This window comes from Novosphingobium mathurense, assembly GCF_900168325.1.
Lineage (GTDB): Bacteria > Pseudomonadota > Alphaproteobacteria > Sphingomonadales > Sphingomonadaceae > Novosphingobium > Novosphingobium mathurense.
This window is the reverse complement of the sequence record NZ_FVZE01000003.1, coordinates 276,713-301,655: the sequence shown is the minus strand read 5'-3', so window position 1 is coordinate 301,655 and position 24,943 is coordinate 276,713. Positions and strand designations below refer to the sequence as shown.

The window sequence follows — 24,943 nt, the reverse complement described above, 5'->3', positions numbered from 1 at the left end:
TTCAGCAGCCGCAGGTTCAGAAGTTCAGGCCAAGCCCGATGACCGCGCGGGTGACATGTCCATTGTCACCCTGCGTTCTGGCGATGTCGCGTGTATCTCCGACCAATCGCTCGTCGATGATGCCACCATAGACATTGAAGAGCGGACCGATCTGCCGCCGCAGGCGAGCGGACAGTTCCAGTTCTCCGATGCCTGCTCCGACGTCCTCGGCCGGTATCGCCCGCGCCGACCAGCCGACAGCAACGCGCGGCTCAAGCCAAAGCTCCTCGCCCAGCGACAGCGTGCCAACGACCATCGCCGCGCCGGTTATATCGCCATCTTCGGAAAGCCAGAGGTAATGTTCACCGGAGATCGCCGAGGTCAGCTGGACCTCGACACCCAATGTGGCATGGCTGAGATCGCTGCCGGACCGAAAGTCGTTGCGTGCGCCAAGAAGTATATTCGTGTTGCCGCTTGGCGAATACCTGTAGAGCATCTGGGCGGTAACTTCATCGATATGCGCCCCGACATCGCTGCCTCCTTCGAGCTTGAGCGCCACGCCGTGACGCTCGCCGCTGAGCGTGAAGGTGCTGTCGAACAGGAAATGGTCATCGCCCTTGCCGACATGCATCTCCAGTAGATCGACCTGACCCGCCAGCTCCGCCTGCGCATGAGCTGGAACCGACAGGAAAGGCAGGGCGGCCAGGGCCGCCAGGACGGATCTAGAAAGCATGAATACAAGCTATCTCCGGGTCCGCGACAGCGGCTGCTTTTCTCGATACCCGGTCCGTCACGTCATGCCGGGAAGGCACTCCGTCTCGGCAAATTCGGTCAGATCGTCGAATGCTGATAATGCCTGCTGCCACTTTTTTGAGGCGAGGTGAGGGATCGGCCGGCACGACGCGTATTGCCTTCATGCGCCGCACTAAACCGGCCATGCCTAGGAGAAATTCACTATGCCCCGCCTGCCCCTCACTTCCGCGCTGGCATCGCTGGCCGCTCTGGCACTTGTCGTTCCCGGTATCGCCATGGCTCACCCGAAGCTGGTGTCCTCCACGCCTGCCGCCGATTCCAGCGTCGCCAAGCCGACCGAGATCACATTGAACTTCAATGAGACGCTGGTCGGCCCCCTTTCGGGCATCGAACTGGTGATGACCGGTATGCCGGGGATGGCCAGTCACAAGCCCATGCCGATCAGCGGCTTCACAACCAAGGCCGAAGGCAAGAGCATCAAGGTGAAACTGCCCCGCGCCCTTCCTGCCGGCAGCTACACGCTCAAATGGCATGCGGTCGCTTCCGACCAGCACCGCATCGAAGGCAGCTACAGCTTCACCGTTCGCTGATTCCCGTGGCAGACGGCATCCTGATCGCGTCGCGGCTTGCGGCTTTCATTCTGCTCCTGCTCGCGGCGGGACTGCCGATCTACCAACTGACCGACGGACGGCGGACTGCAGGCAGGGGACAGCGCTGGCTCATGGCCACGCTTGCCCTTGCTGCATTCGCGGTTTCGTGCCTCTGGGCCTTGGCTTCCGTCGCCGTCATGGCCGCCAGTTCCGTCTCCGATCTGGACGCGGCGACGGTCACGGCCGTGCTGGGCGCAACCCCGCTCGGCGACGTACTCATCGTACGTGCCGCCGCACTTGCGGTGCTACTCCTGCTCGCCCTGACCTTCCCGCGCCACGCCGCGCTGGCCCCATTTGGGGCGCTCGCCCTGGCGACGTGCGCGTGGACCGGCCATGCCGGCGCCGGTGAAGGAGCGAGCGGCACGCTTCATCAGATCTCGGACGTGATCCACCTCCTCGCCGCGGCGACATGGCTGGGCGCCCTCGCCTGCTTCGTTAATGACGCCCTTGGCCGCACCGATGAGACCGACAAGCTCAAGGCACTTTCACGCTTTGCCGGCACCGGCACGCTGATCGTCGTCCTTCTTGCCGTCACCGGCATTGCCAACGGATACCTGATCACTGCACCTTCCGGCTTGGTGCCGGAAAGCGCCTGGTCGCTGCTCATCGCTGCGAAAGTCCTGCTTTTCATCGCCATGCTGGGGTTGGCAGCCGGCAATCGCTGGCGACTCGTGCCCGCGCTCGAAGCCGGCCTTCCGGGTGCCAGGCAACGCCTCACCCGCTCGCTGATTGTCGAAACCGGCTGCGCAGTGGGAATTCTCGTTCTGGTGGCATTCGCCGGCGTGTTCGATCCGTCCGGTTTATAAGGCTCTCGTCCAAGGGCACATTCTGCCGCGCGTCGCGCCCATGTGATCTGGCCGAATAATGACGCTTCTTTCTTGCGGCAGTGCCATAATCCGAGCGCAGGAGAATATTTGGCAGCATATGCGGTTGCCACTGCCAAAGCAGCACAATGGTGGCGGGCCGATGCCTATCCTGCAAGCTACAGGCCTAAACCAGCGAAAGGCCCCATGTGGTCGATGAGATTATGACGGACGCAATTTCCGGACCGGATGCACTTACTGCCGAAGACCTGCCCCAGGCGGTCGCCCTTTCCGCTGCGCTGTCCTGGCCGCATCGCCTCGAGGACTGGCGCTTCGCCTGCGGGCTGGGTCATGGCCTGGCATTGCGAATTGGCGATAGGCTCATCGCCAGCGCATGCGCCTGGAGTTATGGCGATAAGTTCGCCACCGTCGGCTCGATCATCGTCGACAACCAGTTCCAGGGCCAGCGGCTGGGTTCACGCATCTTCGATGCCCTCATGTCCACGCTCGGCGGTCGTTCGGTCATCCTTGTCGCGACTCTCGATGGGCTCGAGCTCTATCGACGGCGCGGCTTCGTGACTTTCGACCAGAACTGCCAGTATCAGGGCATTGCAGCAAACCTGACCGAAGATCGCGCATCGCAAGGCGTTGAACCGGCCGAAGGCACCGATCTTCCCGCGGTCCTCGAACTCGATGGTGCGGCAACGGCCATGACCAGACGCGAGCTGATCGCCCGCCTGATCGAAGCGGGAGACTTGCGTGTTCTGCGGGGTCAGGACGGACGTCCGCATGGCTTTGCAATTACCCGCGAATTCGGGCGCGGACATGTGATCGGGCCGGTCGTTGCCGAAAGCAGTGACGATGCCCGCAAGCTGCTCGCCGACGCGCTGTCGCGCCTGCAGGGAAAATTCGTGCGGATCGACACGTCAATCGGCTCGGAATTGGGAGCGTGGCTGGTAACTCAGGGCCTGGCGCATGTCGACACCCTCAATACCATGGTGCGCGGCGACCCACCCCAGCCGAGCGGCCCCGCCCGCGTCTATGGCCTTGCCAGCCAATCGCTGGGCTAGGTCGCGCGTGAAGCACGCTGGCATGCCATCCGAAGTGATCCACAAGTCTCGGAGATCCGCTGTCCTCCGGGCATCTTGCCGAGTTCCGTTCCCTGCCCATGGTGGGCATAGATACTGATCTGAAGGACCGTTTCACGTGACCGATCCCATCTCCCACCTCTCAGCCTCCCGCCGCTTCGACCGCATCCTCGTCGGCGGTCACTGGATCGAGTCGCTGTCCACCGGGACAGCGCCGGTCATCGATCCCGCAAACGAAGAGACGATCGCCGAGATCGTCCTTGCCACCCGCGAGGATGTTGATGCCGCCGTTTCGGCTGCACGCGGCGCTTTCCCCGGCTGGGCGGCGACGCCGGTGGCCGAACGGGCGCGCCTGCTCCTGCGGGTCCATGAACTGATCCTCGAGCGAGCCGATATTCTCGCACAGGCAATCTCGCGCGAAATGGGTGCGGCCATGACCTTTGCCCGTACGGCGCAAGTGCCCTTCGCGGCCGAGCACGTTCGCGTCGCTGCGGAAAATCTTGCCGCTTACCCCTTCCTGCACATGCGCGGGACAACCGCGATCGCGCGCGAGCCGATCGGCGTGTGTGGCCTCATCACCCCGTGGAACTGGCCGCTCTACCAGATCACCGCTAAAGTCGCACCGGCTCTTGCGGCCGGCTGCACGGTCGTACTCAAGCCCAGCGAACTCGCCCCGTTGAGCGCGCTGCTCTTCGCCGAGATCGTTTGCGATGCTGGCATTCCCGCTGGCGTATTCAATCTTGTCAGCGGCACCGGGCCGGAAGTGGGCGAAGCCCTCTCCGCGCATCCCGACATCGATATGATTTCGATCACCGGCTCGACCCGTGCCGGCGTGCTGGTATCGAAATCCGCGGCCGATACCGTCAAGCGGGTTGCCCTGGAATTGGGGGGCAAGTCGCCGAACGTCATCCTGCCCGATGCCGACCTGAACAAGGCCGTTCCGCCGGGCGTCGCTTCGAGCTGCCGCAACGTTGGGCAATCCTGCAGCGCGCCTACCCGCATGATCGTCCCACGCGACAGGCTCGCCGAAGTGGAACGGATCGCGGCCGAAACTGCGGCTCAGTTTGTCGTCGGCGATCCGCGCGACGAACGCACGACACATGGCCCCATCGCCAATCGCGCCCAGTTCGAGCGCGTGCAATACATGATCGGTGTCGGGATCTCCGAAGGCGCGAAACTTCTGTGCGGCGGGACTGGCAAGCCCGAGGGGCTGGAGTGCGGCTATTTCGCCAAGCCGACGATTTTCTCCGAGGTCACGACCGAAATGGCGATCGCGCAGGAAGAAGTGTTCGGGCCGGTCCTGGTCATCATACCCTATGACAGCATCGAGGAAGCCGTCGCGATTGCGAATGACACGATCTATGGCCTTGGCGCTCACGTCCAGGGCACGGACATGGAGCAGGCGCGCGCCGTGGCCGGTCGCATCCGGTCGGGGCAGGTCCTGATCAACTATCCGGCATGGGACCCGCAGGCACCCTTCGGCGGCTACAAGCGATCCGGTAACGGCCGGGAATACGGTATCGAGGGCATGGAAGAGTTCCTCGAGGTCAAGGCCATCCTCGGATACGAACCAGACTGATCCATCCAGGCATCAGCGAAGAATCAGGCCGGACCCACGCGCGTGGGTCCGGCCTGACTTGTATAGGAGAGGTCGGCAGCATGCTGCCAATCCCCAAGAGCACCTTTCGGCAATCCCCGCACGGCGATCCTCGATTGTGACAGTTTAATGACGAATTTAGGACATAAAGCTCTGTTATAATTAGACTTTTTTAGGGAATCGCTCCTATCAGCCCCGCAGATATCAGGCGCGGAGGCATGTCGTCGCTCGCGCAGTTTCGGGTGCAAGATGACAAACTGTATTGCGATTGCTGGCAGGTTCTTCGGTTCGCTGGAAAAGCGCCTGATCGGCGCCATGGCCTTGATTGTCGCATTGACGCTGCTGCTGCAGTTCGTCTCGCAAAGGGAAGCTTTCGGGCTGCAGCGGGAAAGCGACGCCCTCGTGCGCGCCTCTGCGCTTGCCGAAAACGCCGATCAGTTCGCGGAAGCAGTCGGCAAACTGCGCACGGCCACCAATCGCGGGCTCGTTGCCAGTAACATTTCGACGACCAGCGATGCCTTGACCGATGCCGCCATCGCTATCGGAGACCGGCTCGCCAAACTTCGCGACAGCGGTACGGTACTCTCCGACTTGCAGACAGCTTCCCAACTCTTCGCCGATCTCGACCAGCATGTCAGCGCTATCCTCAAGGTCCAGACCGCCAACGGCGGCAAGGCGGGGCTGATCGCGAAAGTCGAGGCGAAGAACGCGGCCATGGAAACCCTTGCGACCCAGGTGGTCGAAAAGGCCCATGCCCATCGTCAGGCAGCACAAGCCCGACTGGTCACCTCGATCGAACGCTGGCAATTCCTCGTGCTGGGCACCGGCGGCGTCACGATACTGGTCGTCCTCATCGTCCTGTTCGACCTGATGAGGAACATCCTGCCCGCGGTTCGCCGCATGCACCGCGCGCTGCAGCGACTGGCCGACGGCGACCTCGATATAGAGATCGGCGAATTCCGGCTGAAGGAATTGCAGGCCCTTTCCGGACCGCTCGAAACCTTTCGGCGGAACGCCAAGGCGGTCAAGAACCTTGCCTTTACCGATGCGGCTACGGGAATGCCGAACCGCCGCGCGTTCCAGGAAGCGACCGAGAAGCTGCTGAATGGCAGCAAGGAAGGACGCTTCGCCTTCATGCTGATCGACATCGACCGCTTCAAGCACATCAATGACGATTACGGCCATGCCACTGGGGACGAACTGGTCCGCATCATCGGCGCGCGAATGAAAGATTTCCTCGGCGAGCGCAGCGTGGTGGCGCGCGTCGGCGGCGACGAATTCGCCGTTTCCTTGCCGCTGACAAGACAGGCGTCCGCCATCGCGATGGGCTCGGCGCTTGTCGAGGCAATGCGCGAACCTTTCAGCCTGGGCGAATTTTCCGTCGCCTCCACTGTCTCTCTGGGCGTGGTCGAGGTCCAACTGCCTACCGGATCGGATGTCGATGCCATCCTCAGGAACGCCGACCTTGCGCTCTATGCCTCGAAGAAGAACGGTCGCAATTGCGCCACGGCCTTCGCCGCGCACATGGCTGAGGAACGCTCGATCGACCGTGCCCTCGAAAAGGACCTGGAAGCTGCGTTCGATGCCGGACAGTTGCGCATGGTCTATCAGCCGATCCACTCGATCGACGAGGATTGTCGCGAGGTCGAGGCTCTGGTGCGCTGGAAGCACCCCGAACTGGGCGAAGTCCCGCCCTCCACTTTCATCCCTGCCGCCGAGCGGAGCGGGCTGATGGTTCGCCTGGGCGAATGGATCATCCGCAGGGCGCTGCAAGACTTCGCCCAGTGGCCAGACATCCAGATGAGCCTCAACCTATCGCCGTTGCAGTTGCAGCATGACGGGTTCAGCACTTTCCTGCTCGATTGTTGCCGCCAGAACGGGATCGCACCGCAAAGGCTCTTCCTGGAAGTGACCGAGTCGCTTTCCATCGAACGCAACACCCGCGCGCTGTTGACCTTGAACCTGCTGCGCAACCTGGGTTTTCGCATCGCCCTCGACGATTTCGGCACGGGCTATTCCTCGCTCTCGATGGTAAAGAGCTTCAAGTTCGACCGAATGAAGCTGGACCGCAGCCTCGTCATGGACCTCGGGCAGGATCCCGCGTCGCTGGCCGTCCTCGAAGCGGCGGTAACTATGGCGCGTCATGTCGGCGCTGAAGTGGTTGCCGAAGGCATCAGCGAGGATCATCTGGTCGGCCCTACCCGAAGCGCCGGATGCACCCACCTTCAGGGATACTTCTACAGCCGGCCGATCGAGGCCGGGCATGTGAGCGGCTATATCGCGAAGGTTCAGGGAAAAAGCGCCAAGGCCGCATGACCTCCCCGGCCCCCTACCCCCATTTTGGATTCGCTCGGATGGATGCGATCGGGTATTTGCCCGTACCCGGACACGGAAACGAGCCTGGGAGTCAGTGATGCACTCGCGCAAGCGACACGGACTTTATCGCATAAGCCTTCCCGAACTGGGCGAATGCGCCCGCGTGGATAGCGCCGCCGGCGACGCCTATCCTTATCTGGAACGCTCCATGTACGAAACGCTGGGCTTCTGGCCTGCCTTCGACAAGCTGCCCGAGCAAACCGCCGCCGACAGACGGCGGCACAAGCCACTGTGGGAAGCGTGGTAGGACCGCCCAAGCGCGAGCGGTCCTGAAAGCGGCCTTGTTGACCGGTGCCTTCTAAGGCACCCCAGCATGCCCGTTATCAGAGCGCGCCGACTTCCACCTTCGATCCATCGACAAGCCGCGAGAGACGGAAAGGCGTGGGATCGACGCTGGGCGTGTCGTTGACGATGAGCTGGGCGGCAAGGTAGCCGATGCCCGGCCCGACACCGAAACCGTGGCCCGAACAGCCAGCGGCAAGAAACAGGCCGTCAATCTTTTCTACCGGCGAGATCACCGGGACGGCATCGGGCGTGCAGTCGACGAAGGCCCCCCAGGCACTGTCGATCTCGACGTTCGCCAGTTCCGGGAAAGTCGTACGGACGTTGTGCATGATCTGCCGCACCTGACCGCTCAGAGGCTCGGGATCGAGGACCCGTGTCTTCTCAAAGATCTTCTGATCGTTCAGCAGCATGGCCGATGCAGAATCCGGACCTGTCAGGAAAGACTTGCCGATACCGACGTGGACGGCTTTCAGCCGCTGGATGAATTGCGGCATGAACTCGCGCGCATAGCGAATGCCCTTCGGCGTCAGTTCAAGCACTGCACGGCCGCTGATCGCCAAAGTGTAACTGCCGTCGAGCCTGCGGGTCATGGCAAAGTCCGGTGAATAGAGAACTTCACCGACATTCGCCGTAGGCTTGGTCCGCAGTGCAGTCTGGCGAACGCTGGCTTGCGGAAAGCTCACCCCATGAGGGCGCAGGAAGCGTGAGGCCCACGCACCGGCAGAACAGAGCACGGCGCTGGTTCGGATCGTGCCCCTTTCGGTGTGTACGCCCACGACCTGGCCGTTCGCGATATCCAGACCACGCGCGGCGCATTGCTGGTGAATCGTGGCACCCAATGCGCGCGCACCTTCGGCAAGAACCGGTGCGGCGAGGGCCGGTTCGGCCTTGCCATCGTCCGCCGAGTGCAATCCGCCGACCCACTTGCGCCGCGTCGTCGGAATGCGGTCAGCCGCCTCGGTCGCGCTCAACATGCGGGTGTTGACGCCGAACTCCTTGGCCACCGGGCGCCAGCTGTCCCACCCGGCCAGCATCTTTTCGTCGTCGGTCGCGTATACGAGGCCGCAGCGCCGGAAGCCGAGATCCTTGCCGATCTCGCCCGCCAGTTCGTCCCAGAGGCGCATCGAAAGCAGCGAGAGCGGCATTTCCCGGGCGTCGCGGTTCTGTTGGCGACACCAGCCCCAGTTACGGCTCGACTGCTCGCAACCGACATTGCCCTTTTCGATCAACGCCACCGAAAGTCCGCGCTTGGCGAGATAATAGGCAGTCGCCGAGCCGACTATACCGGCACCGACGATCACGACATCGGCGGCGGCAGGCAGTTTCTCGTCACTGTGAATTCGCTCGACGACTGGAGACATGGATGCGAGACCTCGGTTCTACGTGGCAATGCCCGGACAGGTGAGAAGCATATGCTCCCGTTCCCAGACACATGGCATCCCGGGCTCGGAAGATTGCACTGAAAAGATGCGCACTTTCAGCAGATGCGCAGCCAGTGTGCCTTGGGGCCAGACGATTCCCTCCGCCTTTGCCGCCCCCTGATCGGTGCGTGACCACGGCCAAGGATCCCCAAACTCGCCAAGCTGCGGCAGCATCTACTGCCACCATGGCCGATGCCCGCGCGCATCTCCCTGTGCCAAATGCAACTTCCACAGGAAATGCCGCAAGGAATTGGTCACGATGGAGGCATCGAAGAATGCAATCGATCGGGGCAGGCAAAACGGCTGGCTCGGCGGAAAGGACAGAACCGGACATGGCAAACGTCGCTGTCATCGGGCAGCCCCTGTTCGACGCAAAGCCTCGGCACGGCCACTTGCCGATATTGCACCCAGTCACGCCGATTGACGCGGCCTGGCGATCTGAGCGGCCGCCGACGTTCTGGCCCAAATACCCTTGAGCCGATGCCTCCAATCCCGGTCCGTGTCCTGCGACACGCGAACACAATGATTGATACCTGCCATTTTCCCAAAAGGTCGAAGGACCAACGACCTCTCGGGCTATCGAGTCCACTCTCATATTTCCGGAGACCAATGTGAACACCCTGACTGGCTGTCCCACTTTCATCGATTTGCGCGCCATGGCCGCTAACCTTCCCGCAGCAGGCAACGACGACGCCGACCCCTTCACCAGCGGTGCGCACCTCGTGGATATACGCAGCGGCCCATGTGAAGTCGGCCTGTTCGCCCTTGCCGCTGGCAAGGGCGAGACACGCGAAGATCGGGGAGATACCTGGGTCTTCGTACTCGAAGGCGCCGTAACCCTGGCAGATGCAACCGGTTCTCTCGATCTCGCAGCCGGCGAGAGCTGCGGCGTGGCGCGCGGCACCGCCTTTACATGGTCCTGCTCGGCTCCGGCCAAGCTGCTGTTCATGCGCTACCTGGAGGGGAATCCCGGCACTCCCGGCATCTCGCCCATCGCCAATGATGCCGCGTTGTCTCCGTCCAATCCGCCCGCGGCCGAGCTCCTGTTGGGCGAAACACCGTCCTGCCGGTCAAACACGATGTTTGCCTCGGCGGATGAGGCGTTCAAATGCGGAGTGTGGGATTCCACGCCCTATCAGCGCAAGCCGATCTTCTTCCACCATTGCGAACTGATGCACCTGCTTGCAGGCAGCGTGACGTTCGTCGATGCCGATGGCCGCGAGTCGACCTTTTCCAAGGGCGACACCTTCATCATCGAACAGGGTGCGGAATGCAGCTGGGACAGCCAGGTGGACGTGGCGAAGATCTTCGCACTCTGGCGCAAGCCGGCCTGATAGCGCCGCTAAGGACCAGACAGTAACCGGGAATGCCTAAACACAGGCATTCCCGGATATTCCCGATCGATCAGCGTGCGGCAGGTTCGGCCACGCGCTGGTCGATCGCCCCGAAGGGGGCAAAGCCATCACTGTCCTGTGCTTCCATGCGGATCGTATCGCCATAGCCCATGAACGCGGTCGATGGCTTGCCCTCGGCAATCATCTCGATCGCGCGCACTTCGCTGATGCAGCTCGATCCCACCTCGGCATAATTGGGATTGGAGACGGTTCCCGATCCGATCACGGTTCCCGCAACAAGATCGCGCGTCCGGGCGGCATGCGCGACCAGCTCATGGAAGCCGAAGTCCATCGCTGCGCCATTGGCGTGGCCGAAAGCCTTGCCGTTCCATTCGATCGCGAGGTCCAGGCATACGCGGCCATTCTGCCAGCCGTCACCGAGCGCCTCTGGCGTCACGGCGAAAGGCGCCATGGAACAGGCGGGCTTGGCCTGCACCCAGCCGAAGCCGGTCTTCATCTCGACCGGAGCGATCGTGCGCAGCGACCAGTCGTTGATCTGCACGACAAGCCGGATGTGCTTCATCGCCTCTTCGGGCGTGGTCCCCATCGGCACGGCATCGACGATCACGCCGAACTCGCCTTCGAAGTCGATACCATCCGCCGGATCGGGGAACGGCACCGGATCGGTCGGACCGTAGAAACGGTCGGACAGTCCCTGGTACATGAGTGGCCTGTCGGTCTCGATCGGCGGGAGCTTGAAGGCGATCTGCATGAGATCGCCGTGGGTGCCGAACGCAGAACCGTCGAGCCACTGCCACGATCGCGGCAGAGGCGCGCGCAGGGCCGCGGAATCGAGCGGCTCGCCCTCACCGGCCTCAAGGCGCCGGGCCAGGTCCGCAAGCTTCGGCTGCGCCGCATCCCAGCGTTCCATGACGCCCAGCAGGTTCGGCATGTCCGGACCGGCCGCGAGCATGCGGCTCCCGTCCTGGGAGACGACGACAAGGGTTCCGTCGGGCGTGGCACCCGCAATCGTGGCTAGACGCATGGGGTTTTAGTCCTCGAAGATGGCGACAGCGCGGATCCAACCTGCCGAGGCGCCCTTGATCTTGTGCGGGAAGCACGAGATCGTGAAGCCGTCAGCGGGCAGCACTTCCAGGTTGTGCAGCTTTTCGATGTGGCAGTAGCCGATGTCACGACCCGCCTTGTGTCCTTCCCAGATCAGCGAGGTATCGCCGGTCTCTTCCACCTTCCTGGCAGTGTGCACGAAGGGAGCATCCCACGACCAGGCATCGGTGCCGGTCACGCGCACGCCGCGTTCGGTCAGGTACATGGTCGCTTCGTAGCCCATGCCGCAACCGCGGCTGACGTAGTCGGGATCGCCCAGCGCCTTGCCCGCCGTGGTGTTGATGACGACGATCTCCAGCGGCTTGAGCTCATGGCCGATGCGCGCGAGTTCTTCCTCGACATCCTTGGCGGTGACGACATAGCCATCCTCGAAGTGCCGGAAGTCGAGCTTCACGCCGGGCTGAAAGCACCATTCAAGCGGGATCTCGTCGATCGTCAGCGAGGGCTTGCCGCCGTCCTGAGTCGGGTGGAAGTGCCAGGGGGCATCGAGGTGCGTGCCACTGTGGGTGGTCAGCTTGACCCATTCGGCCGCGGCGAAGCCGGCGCCGTCAGGGGTCTGCTCGGCCGTGATGCCCGGGAAGAAGTGCCCCAGCTCGCCCAGCGTCTCGCCATGGGTCTGGTAGGTGATTTCCGGCTTCAGAAAAGGCGGATCGCTGACGACATCGTTGCACAGCGTGATCGACAGGTCGACGAAGCGGCGGGCCATAGGCGGTTTTCCCATTCGTTCGCGCGCATGTCATGGAATACGCGCTGTTTTCAATATTGATACCGGCGCATCGCCCGACCGGAGGAGAGGAGGATCGGGCGATGCGCCGGCCTTGTGCAGCCCATTACGGGCTGGAGTTCAGGCGGTCTTGCCTCCGAGGGTTTCGGCGAACCAGTCGGAGATGAGATCGCGGCCGTAGCTCATGTTGTCGGCGCCCACGTGCTCGACACCGCCTTCGCGGGCGGTGAAGATCACCTTCTCGCGGCGCGGCGAATTGACCAGCTGGTCATAGAGATCGTCGGCGTACTGCGGGCTGATCTGGCGGTCATTGGCACCATGCGTCACGAGGAAGGGCACCTTGATGCTGTCCATGTGACCATTGAGGTTCATCGCGGACGACTTCTCGAGGAAATCGTCCTGGTCCTTGGCCCCGAAAGCCCAGTGGACGTGCGCCCAGTAGTGCGGGACCGGGTTCTCGCCCTCGCGCGCCATGCGCTTGTCCTGCACTTCGCGCCAGTTGTGGTTGGCGCCCCAGACCGCGCCCGAAGCGAAACGCGGCTCGTAGGCAACCGCGCGCGGCGCGAAGTGGCCACCCAACGAAATGCCGGTCATGCCGATCGCCTTGGGGTCGACGTTGTCCTGCTGCTCGAGCCAGTCGACGGCCTTGCTGGCCCAGCTTTCCGAATGCGGATCGACCGGCAGGTCCTGCAGGCGAAGCGCCTCGCCCGAGCCCGGCTGGTCGACACACAGGGTCGAGATGCCGCGGCGGGCAAGCTGCTCGGGCAGCTGCGTCCAGTAGAGCAGTTCCTTGCAGCTATCGAGGCCATTGCAGAAGACCACCACCGGCTTGCGGCCCTCGCCCGGCGCGCGGGTGAACAGCGCGGGCATCGTGCCCGTCTCCAGCGGAATCTCCACGCGTTCGCGGTTGATCTTGCCGAACTGTGTCGACTTGTCGAAGGCCGCGCGGGCCTTGGCGTAAGTCTCCTTGCGGCCAGGATGGCCGTGGCCCTGCATGCGCTCGCCGGTGAACATGTAGAGCGCGGCGCGCTCCAGCTTGTTCGAGGCGGAGAACAGACGGCCCTTGGCCTCGTCCTCGGCAGCAAGTTCGATGAGCTTGTCGCCCATCGCCACCCACTGCTTCATGAACGCGGGCGTGCCCGCATCGGCCCCGGCATCGGCCGCATCCTTGATCGGCTTGCACATGTCGATGACTTCGCCGATCCGACCGCCGCTCTCCATCGCGATCGCGACCGAGAGGTTCCAGATGTAGTTCGGAAAATATTCGAAAAGAGCCATCGATCAGACCTCCGATGCCTGGAACAGCCGAGCGTCGGGTGCCGGATGCGGCATCGTCTGCGGGCCGCCGGTACCGATGCCCCACTGGTCCATGACCATCGGCGCGGGCTTGTGCACCTTGTACTCGTGCGTCTCGAAGTCGACCACTTCCAGCTCGGAAGTGTACTCGACGGCAAAGCCACCCGGAGTGACGAAGTAGCTGAACGTGTTGTTGCCCGCGGTATGACGGCCCGGACCCCAGCGGATGTCGGTGCCGTGCTGCTTGAGGCGATGCGCGCCACGGAACATGTCGTCGATGCTCAGCATGTCGTAAGCGACGTGGTTGAGGCACGGCGGTCCGGGCAGGATGGCGACGCGGTGGTGCGCCTCATTGCAGCGCAGGAAGCACATGAAGTCGCCGAGCCAGTCGGAGATCTTGAAACCCAGCACGTCGGTGAAGAACTTCACCATCGCCTGGTGGTCGGGCGAGTGCAGGACGATGTGGCTGATCTTGAGCGGCACGCCTTCCCAGCGCTCGAGTTCGCGGGCGTCGAGCGTCTCGACGCCGGCCGAGATCTCGAAGGGCAGGCCATCGGGGCTGAAGAAGCGGAAGCCATAGCCGCCGCCAGGAGCATCCAATTCCCTGGGTGCGAAGATGACCTTGCAACCCGCCGCCTCGATCTTGCCGAACAGCGCATCGACATCGGCGCGGCTGTCGGCGGCAAGCGCGATCACTTCGACGTGGTTGGCATCCGACTTGTGCAGGCGCACGACGTGGTGTTCGCCATGACCCTGGGTCTTGAACCAGGCCATGTCGCCCTTGTCGGCAGAACCGGGGACTTCGACGAGCCCCCAGTCATCGGTGTAGAATTTGCGTTCGGCATCGAAGTCCTCGACGCCATATCCGACATAGCGGATTTCGGTTACTCGGCTCATGGCATTGGTCCTTGAAGATTGACTGATCAGATGGGCTGCGAAACCACCGCGAACATCTCCGCGGTAGCCTTGTGATTGTCGACCGGCGGGCCCTTGCCGATCTGGCCGTGGCAGATCTCGAGCGACTTCTCGACGATGTAGCGGCAGCGCTCGAAACGTCTGCTGCGGTAGGCCTCGAAGGCGGCTTCGGGCGTGTCGGCCTTGGTCAGCTCATCGGCAAGAACGAGGGCATCCTCGATCGCCATGCCGGCGCCCTGGCCCAGATGGGGCGTGGTCGCATGGACGGCATCGCCCATCAGCGCGATGCGGCCCTTGCTCCAGGGGCCGTAAAGCATCATGCCCTCAAGCGGACGATAGACGACGCCTTCGTCCTCAGTGATCTGATCGGCCAGCGCACGAATCTGCGGGGCTGCCTTGGCAAGCTTGGAACGCATGGCCGCAGCGATGCCCTCGGTGGGGTACCAGGGATTATCCGGCTCGGGCGTCGTCACGTACATATACATCAGGTCTTCGGACATCGGCACAAGGCCGGATCCGATCGGACCGTTGTATACGTGCAGCGCATCGAGATCTGCCGGGCGCGGGAAGTTGTAGCGCCACACCGCTTGACCCGTGAACTGCGGCGTCTCTGCGTCGGGCAGAATCGCCTCGCGGGTCTGCGAATAGACACCGTCAGCGCCCACGACGACGTCGAAGCGCTCTTCCCGCCCGTCGGACAAAGTCACGTTCACGCCTGCACCGTCATCGTCAAGGCGTTCAGCCGTCACGCCCAGGCGGATCTCGGCACCCAGTTCTTTGGCACTGTCGCCCAGAACCTTCTGCAGCGCGCGCCGGCCGATGCCGACATTGGCGGGCTTGCCTTCGACCAACGCCGGCGAAGGCACCCGCGCCACGCGGGTGCCGTCAGGCAGGTAGACCTCTACCGCATCGAACCCGCAGGCAGCATCGAGAAAGGTATCGAGCACACCCAACTGGTCCATCGCGCGCACCACGTTCGCCTGTTGGATGATGCCCACGCCATAAACCGACCACGCCGGGTCCTTCTCGATCACCGTCACCCGGTGACCGGCACGGCGCAGCGCGATCGCAGCCGAAAGGCCGCCGATGCCGCCGCCGATGATAAGCGCGCTCAGATCTTTCATTGCGGAAACCTCAGATAGTCGAAAATTGAGATAGGAACGGACGAGACACTGCCGGACAGGGACCGAGGCGCGCGCCTATTTGAATATTGGGGCGAATGCATCGGCAGCACAGCAAGGGAATCGCCATCAGCAACCTGCATCGAGCGCCGCCGCCGCAAGGCGCCGTCTGTCTCCATTGATTCCAAAGAACTCTCCCAAGCCTATACGCCGAATTTCGCACGCCACGATTGCCCTGAAGCTCCGCGGCGACCGAAACTAGAATTTGGTTCTAGTCCGAGCCGCAGGCGTCGTCAAGCGCAACCAGCATCCATGAATACGAATGACGGTTTTAGTTTTTAATTGCAAGCAGGCGCGATTGATAATAGTGCCAAGTCTTGACGTTGAGGCGGCTCAGCCCGCCCCAAGCATCATCCATGATTGGGGTTTTGGCGAAGTAAGCGGCGCAATGCTCACGGGCCGAACGAGCTGTAAACCGCGAAGAGGAGCGCGCGAACAAGGGAGCGTCGAGCCGAGAAACTGCCAGCCGATGCGACTGGATCATCGACGCGAATCACTGTCTGAATTTCATAGCCGGTGCCCTGCGATCGGACCGGGGCGTGCCCCTCAGTATAACACGAAAACATCCCCTACCCGACCGGGTCCCGGACAAACACACGGAGCGACGAATGTCCAAGATACAACGAGGCGTCAGCCTCTACAGCTTCCAGGAGGAGATGTTCCTCGGCCAGATGAGCGTGGAGGACTGCGTAGCCTACGCCGCATCTATCGGCGCCAAGGGCATCGAGATCTTGCCTGAGCAGAACATGCCTACCTTCCCCGACATCAGCGACGCCGAAGTCGAGCGCTGGAAGGAAATGATGGAGCGTCACGGCACGCACTTCACCTGCTACGACATGTTCCTCGACACCAAGCTGCGCAAGGGCGAGCTCCTGTCCGACGAGGAACAGGTCGCCAGCATCGAGCGCGACCTGCGCCTTTGCCATCGCTTCGGCATCAAGAACATGCGCATCCTCATCTTCGTGCGCCCCGACATCCTCGAAAAGTGCGTACCGCTCGCCGAGGAACTGGACATCCACATGGGCGTCGAAGTGCACGCTCCCTGGCACCTTGAACATGCCTGGATCCTGCGCACGATCGACGTTGCCGATCGTCTGAAGACCAAGCACCTGGGCATCCTGCCCGACATGGGCATCTTCATGAAGCACTATCCGCCAGCCTTCCGCGCGCGCTTCGAACGCCAGGGCGCCCGTCCGGAGATTACCCAGTTCATCGTCGATCAGCATGAACAGAAGATCATGTGCGAGTACACGATCTACGAAGTCGCGGTGAAGATGGGCGGCAACAAGGCCGAGATCGCCATGGCCGAGACGCTGCGCCACGCGCCATACGCCAACCCGAAGCGCCTGAAGGACTACGCGCCCTACTTCCGCCACATCCAGGCCAAGTTCTACGAAATGAACGAGGACTGCACCGATCCATCGCTGGCCTACGAGGACGTCATTCCCGAGCTGGTGAAGTGCGGTTGGGAAGGCACGCTTTCGAGCGAGTACGAAGGCAATCGCTGGATCCAGGACGTGATGGAAGTCGACAGCCGCGAGCAGGTTCGCCGCCAGCACGTCATGTTCGACCGCCTCATCGCAAAGGCAGAAGCCGAGCTGGAGAACGCCTGATGTTTGACAAATACCTGATCGACGAAACTACCCTGCGCAACACCGGTCCGGCCGACGCGCCCACCGGGTTCGCTTTCGAAGCCAAGCTTGGCTACTACCGTGGCATCGGTCTCTCGATGATCGAGAAGCTCGATGTCTCCATCGATGGCGAGACCGTTGCCCGCGATGCGGTGCGCTTCGACGAAGGCAAAGGCCCGATCTCGCTCGACGAGATGGAAACCGCTTACGACCGCCGCTGGCCATTCGGAACCCCGGCAACGATCTCGGTCCAATATCCGGGCGGCTTCCCGAAGGGTGAACACGAACTCTCGCTGGTTGAACAGCTTCGCGTGTCGTACCTGCCGTTCCCTTCGGTCAATACCGACGTCAAGCGCGTCACCTTCTGACGACCATCCACCCTTTCAGCTCACACCAGACATCAACGAAGCGGCCCTAGGGCGCCTCTTTCATAGGGAACGACCCCGTCCTTCTGGACGGGGTCGTCAATCCTTGCGATCAAAATCGGCTGCAATCGAAAGCGCGTTTGCAGCGAAGTACAGAAGCCTCGCCCTTCGCCGCTCGCCAGGCCGGCATCGTAACCATAGCTCGCGGCGAAGAAGGTATACTGGAGGTTGAGGTTCATCGTGAACCAGCCATCCACTGTCCGGAGCAAGGCGCGTAGTCCTGTTGGGCCAATCGTGATTGCATCCGGCGGGCCTTGGGCGCTTCTGGCCCTCGACAGGGCACTGCAATGTGCGAGTGAACAGTTTCGGTAGTCAGATAAGGTTGCAGGCCGCAGCGTTAAGCGTGAAGGACCAAGCTGTTCGCCTGCATGTTTGGAGAGTCCGAACAACCATATTGCATTGAGCCGACGTTGAGTGAATGGGATACCCATGAAGAAAAGGCGTCGGTATCTCACTGCGACCATGCCTGATGGCTATGTAAAGACTATCGGGCCTACAACCGACAGCTTCACCCATTATTGGCGAATTGTGGCAGAGCTCGAAAACGGTAAGACGGAAGTGTTTTGGGGGCATAGCCGCTCGCTCGCGGAGGCCAGACGCAAACGTGTACCTGCCGAAGAAGCTTCCCGGACGCGAGGATGGAAAGGCTTCACCTTCGAAATCGCCGAGCTCGTCGAAACCCTCGCCTAACACCCTCACTGATATTCAGCGCCTCAACTGGTCGCATTGAATATAGCTCTCCGTTCACCGAGTTCCGGCAGGATCAGCACGACATCAGATCCGAACGCTACTGCCGCGTAGCGGGTTGGCACTCGAATGCCCGGATAACGGCCTCGTTGCCATTCGCGGTCCGACCGATTGAGAATGCCACGCGGCCTTATCAGGCATTCCTTGCCACCCGGCGCAAATGCCGTTCCCGACTTGAAATACCCACGCGCCGTGTAAATTCCATGTTAGTCGAACAAACATGGAATTTACACGGCGCGTCTTTCATGTTACCTGATGTTACATGAAAGACGAATCGACCTCTCGCCCCTATCGCCAAACTGCCCGAGCTGCGGCAGCAGCGGAGACCGGCGAACGCATCCTCTCGGCCTTCATGGCGCGTATGGAGCGTTACTGGTTTGATGAGATCCGCCTGGAAGATGTGGCCAGCGATGCGGGCGTGACGGTCCAGACCGTGATCCGCCGTTTCGGCGGCAAGGATGGTTTGCTCGACGCCGGGCAGAATGTCATGGAAAGTTCGATCACGTCAGCGCGCCGCGTGACGGCGGGCGATGTAGCCAAAGCTCTCGATGTGATCATCGCCGAATATGAGGAACTGGGCGGGCTTGTCATGCGCCTGCTGGCACAGGAAGATCGTCACGCCCAGATCAAGGCGGTGACCGATACGGGACGGCGGCATCACCGCGCCTGGGTTGGAGAGGTCTTCGCGCCGTGGCTTGACGGCATGCCGTCAGAATGGCGCTTGCAGGCCCATGATGCCCTCGTGGTCGCGCTCGATATCTACATCTGGAAGCTCGTGCGGGTCGATATGCGCCGAGGTGTACCTGAACTTCGGCGGACCATGCGCGACCTTTGCGCGGGAGCTTTGGCTATTGCGCCCGAAGCCTTTGGCGCCGAAACTTTCAAAGCGCGGGAGACCATCGATGTCTGATGCCGGGAAAAAGCTGAATTTACTCATCACGACCTGGGAAGGCGGTGGGTCGGTAGGCCCGATGCTGACGCTCGCCCGCAAGCTGCGCGACGCCGGGCACGAAGTGCGCGTCATGTCCGATGAATGCAACCGACCCGAAGCCGAGGCTATCGGGCTACGCTTCATCCCTTGGAATCGGGCACCCAACCGCACCGACCGCAGACGCGAAAGCGAACTCATCCGCGATTGGGCTGCTGCGACACCTGCGGAAGGATTTGCGCAGGCAATTGAGCAAGTCTTTGCCGGCCCCGCCTATGCTTATGCCGCGGATGTTATCGAGGAACTCCGGCGTGAGTCTGCCGACCTCGTCATCACCAACGACTTCCTCTTCGGGGTCATGGCCGGGTGCGAATCCTTTGGCCAGCCGGTGATCGCCATGGCCTGCAACATCCACCTTTTCCCGGTTGAAAACGCCCCACAGGCTGGCCCGATGCCAGAGCGACTCCCGACCCCAGAGGAAATGGTGCAGGCAGCTGCCATGGCCGAAGGCTTTCGCGCCGTGTTCGACTCCGGCCTGCCTGCGCTCAACACTGCGCGTGCGTTACTCGGACTGAAGCCACTCGATCGACTGCTCGATCAACTCGCCTGTCTACGCATGACGCTGATTGCCATCAGTCGGCATTTCGACATGGTGCGGGAACCGGTGCCGCCAGCCTATCGCTACGTCGGTCCGCAGATCGACGAGACAGCCTGGACTGATCCGTGGGATGCTTCATCGGTGGACAGCGAACCGAAGGACCGGCGGCCGCTGGTTGTCGTCTCGTTCAGTACGACATTCCAAAACCACATAGCCGTGCTCCAGCGGGTAATCGATGGCCTGGCGCGATTGCCGGTTCGGGCGGTGGTGACGCTCGGCCCAACAATCGCCAAGGAAGAACTGTCGGCGGCGGACAACATCCAACTCGTTGCGAGCGCGCCGCACGGTCCGCTCATGCGCGATGCCTCACTCGTCATCACCCATGGAGGGCACGGCACGCTCGCCCGCGCTATGGTCAACAGGCTCCCGCTGCTCGTCATTCCGCACGGCAGGGACCAGGATGGCAATGCAGCGCGCATAGCCGCGCACGGCGCTGGCCTGACCCTAGCGCCGACGGCTTCCGCAAAGGACATCGGTGACGCTGCCGCCCGAATCCTTCGCGAGCCAGCCTTCCGGACTGCTGCAGAGATCCTCGGCGACCATGTCGCACGGGAGACAGAGCAGTCCGATATCGTGCAGCAGATCGAAAGGCTCTGCGACCTGAGGATCTTTGCCTGATTGCCCTTTCCCAACGCAGTGGACCGTGCGGACTGACTGCCCAAAGGCACCTCTCAAGCATGGCAGAACTCGATATCAACTTTGCATGAGACCAAAATCTCACTATGAGATTTTGGTCTCAATTGCGTGAGGAGTCGAATCGTATGCTGACCCGCGACCTGATGGATGCAAAGCTGGACGAACATTTCGGGTTCGAAGCCCGCGATGATGTGGAAGGCGTACTGTCCACCCTGACCGACGACGTGGTGCATGATATCGTCGGTTGGCCACTCGGCCCCAGTCATGGTCCGGGCGAAGCACGCGCGTTCTACGAAAGCCTTTTCGCCGACTTGGCGGATGGCAGCGTGCGAACCGTACGCCGTCTCTACGGCGAGAATTTCCTTATCGATGAATCAGTATGGAGCGGAACAGCGGTTGGCAGACCGTTCGGGTTTGAGGGACGGGGACGTCCCCTCACTTTTCGTCTGCTTCATGTTCTTGAATTCTCCGAGGAAGGCCAAATTCGACGGGAAAATGTCTGGGTCGATAGCGCGGCCATTGCGCAGCAGCTTTCATGACAGGTAACAGATCGAACCAGAAAGCCCGGACGCGCCAAGCAATTCTTCGCGCCACGGGAGTGCTGCTCGCTCGCGGCGAAAAGCCGAGTTTGGATGAAATTGCGATCGAAGCTGGCGTCGCGAGGGCCACAGCCTATCGTTATTTCCCCGGGCTGGATGCGTTGCTCAACGAAGCCATGGTCGATGTGTTGGTGCCCGATGCAACCCATGCTTTCGATGGCTGTGAGACAACCGATCCGGCACAACGCCTGGCACTGGTCGATGACATTCTTGATACCGCCTGCCGCAAACAGGAGGCAGCGCTGCGCCTTATGCTTGCCCGTACCCTCGAGCGTTCGGTCACGCACGCATCGGACGAGCCGCCGCTTCGTCAGAACCGACGACAGCCCATGATCGAGACTGCTCTTGCCTCGCTTGAGCCTCAATTGAACCAAACGGTGTTCAGACGCCTCGTCTCTGCGCTATCGATGATCGTGGGAGCCGAAGGGTTTATCGCCCTGAGTGATGTTGTGGGCCTGGACGAGCAAGAAGCACGATTGGTGCGTCAATGGGCAATAGAGGCGCTTCTGGCAGCGGCACATGCACCCGACTGACGCTTCCGTGAAAATCGGGCGAATTGCTGCTTCACACCGTCCGGACGCAATATCGGTTTCACAGGATTGTCGGCTCCTGTCGCCAGCTCGTCATTGCCATCGTGGGTCATTACAAATGCACTGTCTCGACTCTGGCATTTATAGGCGATCGCCAAGGGGCGCGCGCCTATGCTTCCTTCTGCCGGTCCCCTGCATATAGCATCGCTACATCGCAGCGCTCATACCGCGCTCCAAATTGCGCCATGATCCCCGCATCGTGAACAAAGCCGAGTTTCTCGTAAAGGTGGATCGCCGCTGCACACTTTTGGTTGGTAAGCAGATAAAGCGGGTCAGCTCCCATCGCCTTTGCGCGAGCAATCGTCGCATCCAGCAGGAATTCCCCGGCCTTGAGGCCGCGCGCACTCTCGCGCACGCCCATCTTGGTCAGTTCAAAGCTCGAGGCGCCGGTCTTCTGCAACGCACATGTGCCGACCACGCCCAAGCCCGGCGCCTCGACGAAAAGGATTGCGCCTCCCGGTTCCAGAATCCTCGCTCGGGGGTTCTCCAGCACCTCGCGGTCGGTCCGTTCCAGAGAGAACATCGATGTAATCCACTGAACGTTAATGTCGTGAAAGTCGCGCGCCAGCGCGTCCTCATACTCGCGAAGCCTGAGGCCGCCGGGCTCTGCCCGTGCTGCACGTTCAGCTATCGAGGCTTCGTCGAGTGCCCGTTCGATCGCGGCAAGCTGGGCCATGAACGGGCCCGACAGGTTGGCGATCACTTCCTCGGCAGCCATGCCGATACGAGGCCATAGATCGGTTGCCGCCCGCTCGGCCGCGGCGTGCCCAGCTGTGGTCAACTCGACGCAACGGGTGCGCTGGTCTGCCGCGTGGACGTCGGCGATAATCCCGAGTTTTGCCAGCTGGCCAACGCTGCGGGTAATGCCGGGCTGGCTGATCCCGATTACGCGGGCAAGCTGTCCGATAGTCATGGCCCCGCCGCGCAGCGCCGCCAATACGGCCATGTGCCCCGGCTGGAGCGGTAGCCCCGCATCAGCGATTGTGCTCATCGCGCCAGCCTGCATCCGCTCAGCCAGCCGCTTAAGCCGACTGCCCAGAAACGACGGCCCCATATCGCCAATTACGTCGTCCATGTCATTTTCCATACCATATTATATAACGCGATATGTAACTCGTTTCCGAGTAGAGTCAATGCCCGCCAGAAGAGCGGTCGGATTGATGAATAGCGCACGGCCGTTGCTGCGGCCTTGGCCGCGACTACGATGTGCCTGCTAATCCCGGGACAGATCGGAGAGTCAGGGCCGGCCGATCTGCATTTCAATTCAGGGGGTTATAGCCAGGGACCGCAGCGATGCAGCCGAAGGGGGAAAGCAACCGGGAACGCTACGCCCATGCGCAGCCTTCGCCCCTGTTGGTGCGCCTCCCCTGGCCACGACAGCGCCTGGGCCCGTTGCCCGGCAGCGGGCCCGCTCACCGGGGCTCGCGCATCGCTTGAGGAACCGGCGGCGCTTCAAACCCGACGATCCCGTTCCGCTTGGCTAACGGAATGAAATGGAGAACTAGGCGGTGCGCGATTGTGCGGGACGCTTCCAATCGAGAGAGGAGGCAGGATCGCCCGCTTCGGCCGGACGCTCTTCAAGCAAATGCCGGACTAACGCCTGCATCTTCGCATCATATGTCGCCAGGATCTGGCGCTGGCCACCAACGTCGAAATGCGTAATCAACCGTTCGCCATCCCAACGGTGAAACGCCAGTCCCGGCGCTTCAGCGACGATCATCGCGCGTCCATCGGTCGCATCGGGATCGATCGGACGGAAATCCAGCGCGACTTCGGGAGAAGATGACGCGCACACGGTCAGTTGCCGCCCTTGCCAAAGCGTCATGATCGGCCGATGGACATGGCCGCAGACTATGGCTTTCACCTGATCGGCACACCAGACCGTTCGCCCGAAACGGGCGACCCAGGGTTCCTGGGACACCGTGTCCATCCAGTCGATTCCCATCTCCGTCGGCGGGTGGTGCATGGCGATGACGGTGGGCACGTCAGGCCTTTCCGCCAGTGTAGCGCGAAGCCAGGCCGCCCGGGTTTCGCAGAACGCTCCGCCGTGACGCCCTTCCTCAAGCGTATCCAGCACGAGAATGCGCAGCGCATCGAACTCAATCGCATATTGGATGAAGCCGGAGGCGACCGGGACGTTAGGAAACTGCGCCCGGAATGCATCGCGCAGGTCATGATTGCCGACACACAGGTACACCGGAAACGGGCAGCTCGCCAGCGCCTCTTCCAACCGTGCATAGCTCTCGCTATCCCCCTTGTCGGTGAGATCGCCCGTGACGAGCAACAGGTCAGGCCGGTTCGGCCCGCTCATTAAACGAGCGAGCACCATGTCGAGCCGCTGCCTGTTCAGTTCACTTGGATTGCCCGGCTCGAAGCCCAGATGAATGTCAGTGATTTGCGCTATCAGCACCTGTTGCCCCTCAGAAGTGCGTGGCACCAGCCGGGTCCCCCAACCCGGCCAGAAACCATCAGTTCGACGCGAGCCCCGGTCCGGCTTCCTGCTTGGAACCTTCGACCAGAACGTCCATCTGGTTATTGCAGCCCTTGGCCAGCAACGCCGAGGCGACACCATCGAGATCGGCGTTGGCCGGATTCACCATGGCGACCTTGACTGTGACGGACTGCGCCGCGCCCGTCAGCGCGATCTTGAAACGCGCCCCTTCGGCAACGGGCAGTTCCTCGACCGGCCAGGCGCGAACCGACTGGCCTGCGCGGAAATCCACGACTGCGCTCTTGCCGTCGCTCTCCCGGGTCAGGGTCGCCGAACCCTCCGTAGCGTTGTCCGGACGCCAGATCGCCGTCAGGTTGGCGTCGGCCAGGCATTGCGTGCCACCGCGCGAGGCATCGACATACCAGACGTTCGGGCTACGCGCAGGACCGCCGCCAATGGCACTGCGGGTCGCCCCGGTGCGCGACTGGCGCGCGCCGGTGTTGGCGAGCAGAGCGGTCAGGCCCGAACCCGTCGCCGCGCCCGAACCGGTAACCGCGACCTGCCCGGGTCCCTTAAGCACACGCGTGCCGCTGGCATCGAGCACGGTGATCACGTCACCGGGCTTCAGCGTCAGCTTCGCACCCGCCGCGAGAGACTTGCCCACCGGATAGGAGGCAGCCGAGGGCCCGGACGAACGGACGACGATGGTTCCGGCAAGCGCCGCATCGGCGGCGGTCAGGGCGAGAACGGCGCCTGCAAGTGCCGACAACT

The 24,943-nt window shown here is 62.2% G+C and carries 25 protein-coding genes; 14 read left to right on the top strand and 11 right to left on the bottom strand.

What is annotated here, in order from left to right:
- Window positions 1-16: 16 nt before the first annotated feature.
- Complete coding sequence (locus B5483_RS12395) at window positions 17-712, bottom strand: copper resistance protein B (RefSeq protein ID WP_054944564.1); 696 nt, start codon at window positions 710-712, stop codon at window positions 17-19.
- Window positions 713-935: 223 nt separating this feature from the next.
- On the opposite strand from B5483_RS12395, the gene copC reads away from it, so the two are divergent.
- The 6 genes from copC to B5483_RS12365 all read left to right on the top strand — a co-directional run bounded on the left by copC (window position 936) and on the right by B5483_RS12365 (window position 7,493).
- Window positions 936-1,322, top strand: a complete 387-nt coding sequence (gene copC / locus B5483_RS12390; protein WP_054944565.1) for a copper homeostasis periplasmic binding protein CopC — start codon at window positions 936-938, stop codon at window positions 1,320-1,322.
- 5 nt (window positions 1,323-1,327) lie between these two features.
- Window positions 1,328-2,188 (top strand): copper homeostasis membrane protein CopD, encoded by an 861-nt coding sequence (copD, locus tag B5483_RS12385; RefSeq protein ID WP_079730565.1) that lies wholly within the window; start codon window positions 1,328-1,330, stop codon window positions 2,186-2,188.
- A 221-nt stretch (window positions 2,189-2,409) separates the two neighbouring features.
- Window positions 2,410-3,255, top strand: coding sequence for a GNAT family N-acetyltransferase (locus B5483_RS12380; protein ID WP_079730564.1), 846 nt, complete (start codon window positions 2,410-2,412; stop codon window positions 3,253-3,255).
- 136 nt (window positions 3,256-3,391) lie between these two features.
- A complete protein-coding gene (locus tag B5483_RS12375) occupies window positions 3,392-4,852 on the top strand; it encodes an aldehyde dehydrogenase family protein (protein WP_079730563.1) in 1,461 nt (486 codons plus the stop codon).
- A gap of 267 nt (window positions 4,853-5,119) precedes the next feature.
- Window positions 5,120-7,186, top strand: a complete 2,067-nt coding sequence (locus tag B5483_RS12370) for a putative bifunctional diguanylate cyclase/phosphodiesterase (RefSeq protein WP_079730562.1) — start codon at window positions 5,120-5,122, stop codon at window positions 7,184-7,186.
- A 97-nt stretch (window positions 7,187-7,283) separates the two neighbouring features.
- Window positions 7,284-7,493, top strand: coding sequence for a hypothetical protein (locus B5483_RS12365; protein ID WP_054947485.1), 210 nt, complete (start codon window positions 7,284-7,286; stop codon window positions 7,491-7,493).
- Window positions 7,494-7,569: 76 nt separating this feature from the next.
- Here B5483_RS12365 and B5483_RS12360 read toward each other — a convergent pair whose 3' ends face one another.
- Window positions 7,570-8,892, bottom strand: a complete 1,323-nt coding sequence (locus B5483_RS12360) for an NAD(P)/FAD-dependent oxidoreductase (RefSeq protein WP_054947482.1) — start codon at window positions 8,890-8,892, stop codon at window positions 7,570-7,572.
- Window positions 8,893-9,563: 671 nt separating this feature from the next.
- Between B5483_RS12360 and B5483_RS12350 the strand changes: the two genes are divergently transcribed.
- Window positions 9,564-10,286: a cupin domain-containing protein gene (locus B5483_RS12350; protein WP_245829097.1), complete on the top strand. Its 723-nt coding sequence runs from the start codon at window positions 9,564-9,566 to the stop codon at window positions 10,284-10,286.
- A gap of 70 nt (window positions 10,287-10,356) precedes the next feature.
- Here the strand turns inward: B5483_RS12350 and B5483_RS12345 are convergent, their stop codons facing one another.
- The 5 genes from B5483_RS12345 to B5483_RS12325 all read right to left on the bottom strand — a co-directional run bounded on the left by B5483_RS12345 (window position 10,357) and on the right by B5483_RS12325 (window position 15,470).
- Window positions 10,357-11,331 (bottom strand): fumarylacetoacetate hydrolase family protein, encoded by a 975-nt coding sequence (locus tag B5483_RS12345; RefSeq protein WP_054947480.1) that lies wholly within the window; start codon window positions 11,329-11,331, stop codon window positions 10,357-10,359.
- Window positions 11,332-11,337: 6 nt separating this feature from the next.
- Window positions 11,338-12,117, bottom strand: coding sequence for a cyclase family protein (locus tag B5483_RS12340; protein WP_054947479.1), 780 nt, complete (start codon window positions 12,115-12,117; stop codon window positions 11,338-11,340).
- 138 nt (window positions 12,118-12,255) lie between these two features.
- Window positions 12,256-13,413: an alpha/beta hydrolase family protein gene (locus B5483_RS12335; RefSeq protein WP_079730560.1), complete on the bottom strand. Its 1,158-nt coding sequence runs from the start codon at window positions 13,411-13,413 to the stop codon at window positions 12,256-12,258.
- A 3-nt stretch (window positions 13,414-13,416) separates the two neighbouring features.
- Window positions 13,417-14,328 (bottom strand): VOC family protein, encoded by a 912-nt coding sequence (locus tag B5483_RS12330; protein WP_079730559.1) that lies wholly within the window; start codon window positions 14,326-14,328, stop codon window positions 13,417-13,419.
- A gap of 26 nt (window positions 14,329-14,354) precedes the next feature.
- Window positions 14,355-15,470, bottom strand: coding sequence for an FAD-dependent oxidoreductase (locus B5483_RS12325; RefSeq protein ID WP_079730558.1), 1,116 nt, complete (start codon window positions 15,468-15,470; stop codon window positions 14,355-14,357).
- A 665-nt stretch (window positions 15,471-16,135) separates the two neighbouring features.
- Between B5483_RS12325 and B5483_RS12320 the strand changes: the two genes are divergently transcribed.
- Both B5483_RS12320 and B5483_RS12315 read left to right on the top strand, forming a co-directional pair.
- The gene (locus B5483_RS12320) at window positions 16,136-17,140 is read left to right on the top strand and encodes a sugar phosphate isomerase/epimerase family protein (RefSeq protein WP_079730557.1); all 1,005 of its coding nucleotides are present in this window, start codon (window positions 16,136-16,138) and stop codon (window positions 17,138-17,140) included.
- A complete protein-coding gene (locus B5483_RS12315) occupies window positions 17,140-17,526 on the top strand; it encodes a C-glycoside deglycosidase beta subunit domain-containing protein (RefSeq protein WP_079730556.1) in 387 nt (128 codons plus the stop codon). Before B5483_RS12320 ends, B5483_RS12315 begins: the two co-directional genes overlap by 1 nt.
- Before the next feature lie 32 nt (window positions 17,527-17,558).
- Here B5483_RS12315 and B5483_RS12310 read toward each other — a convergent pair whose 3' ends face one another.
- Window positions 17,559-17,762: a hypothetical protein gene (locus tag B5483_RS12310; protein WP_176168031.1), complete on the bottom strand. Its 204-nt coding sequence runs from the start codon at window positions 17,760-17,762 to the stop codon at window positions 17,559-17,561.
- Between the two features lie 250 nt (window positions 17,763-18,012).
- Between B5483_RS12310 and B5483_RS12305 the strand changes: the two genes are divergently transcribed.
- The 5 genes from B5483_RS12305 (at window position 18,013) to B5483_RS12290 (ending at window position 21,684) form a co-directional block, all read left to right on the top strand.
- Window positions 18,013-18,273 carry a hypothetical protein gene (locus tag B5483_RS12305; RefSeq protein ID WP_054945828.1) on the top strand — a complete coding sequence of 87 codons (261 nt, stop codon included), beginning with the start codon at window positions 18,013-18,015 and terminating at the stop codon, window positions 18,271-18,273.
- Between the two features lie 409 nt (window positions 18,274-18,682).
- Window positions 18,683-19,240 carry a TetR family transcriptional regulator gene (locus B5483_RS22870; protein WP_217698206.1) on the top strand — a complete coding sequence of 186 codons (558 nt, stop codon included), beginning with the start codon at window positions 18,683-18,685 and terminating at the stop codon, window positions 19,238-19,240.
- Entirely contained in the window at window positions 19,233-20,534 is a 1,302-nt protein-coding gene (locus B5483_RS12300) for a glycosyltransferase (protein ID WP_176168029.1), read from the top strand. The genes B5483_RS22870 and B5483_RS12300 overlap by 8 nt, the downstream gene beginning before the upstream one ends.
- A gap of 143 nt (window positions 20,535-20,677) precedes the next feature.
- Window positions 20,678-21,091 (top strand): ester cyclase, encoded by a 414-nt coding sequence (locus B5483_RS12295; protein ID WP_079730553.1) that lies wholly within the window; start codon window positions 20,678-20,680, stop codon window positions 21,089-21,091.
- Window positions 21,088-21,684, top strand: a complete 597-nt coding sequence (locus B5483_RS12290; RefSeq protein ID WP_079730552.1) for a TetR/AcrR family transcriptional regulator — start codon at window positions 21,088-21,090, stop codon at window positions 21,682-21,684. The genes B5483_RS12295 and B5483_RS12290 overlap by 4 nt, the downstream gene beginning before the upstream one ends.
- 166 nt (window positions 21,685-21,850) lie before the next feature.
- On the opposite strand, the gene B5483_RS12285 is transcribed toward B5483_RS12290, so the two are convergent.
- The 3 genes from B5483_RS12285 to B5483_RS12275 all read right to left on the bottom strand — a co-directional run bounded on the left by B5483_RS12285 (window position 21,851) and on the right by B5483_RS12275 (window position 24,941).
- Entirely contained in the window at window positions 21,851-22,816 is a 966-nt protein-coding gene (locus B5483_RS12285) for a bifunctional helix-turn-helix transcriptional regulator/GNAT family N-acetyltransferase (RefSeq protein WP_079730710.1), read from the bottom strand.
- A gap of 426 nt (window positions 22,817-23,242) precedes the next feature.
- On the bottom strand, window positions 23,243-24,151 hold the full coding sequence (locus B5483_RS12280; protein WP_079730551.1) for a phosphodiesterase: 909 nt from the start codon (window positions 24,149-24,151) through the stop codon (window positions 23,243-23,245).
- 58 nt (window positions 24,152-24,209) lie between these two features.
- Window positions 24,210-24,941 (bottom strand): hypothetical protein, encoded by a 732-nt coding sequence (locus tag B5483_RS12275; RefSeq protein ID WP_176168028.1) that lies wholly within the window; start codon window positions 24,939-24,941, stop codon window positions 24,210-24,212.
- Between the last annotated feature and the right edge of the window lie 2 nt (window positions 24,942-24,943).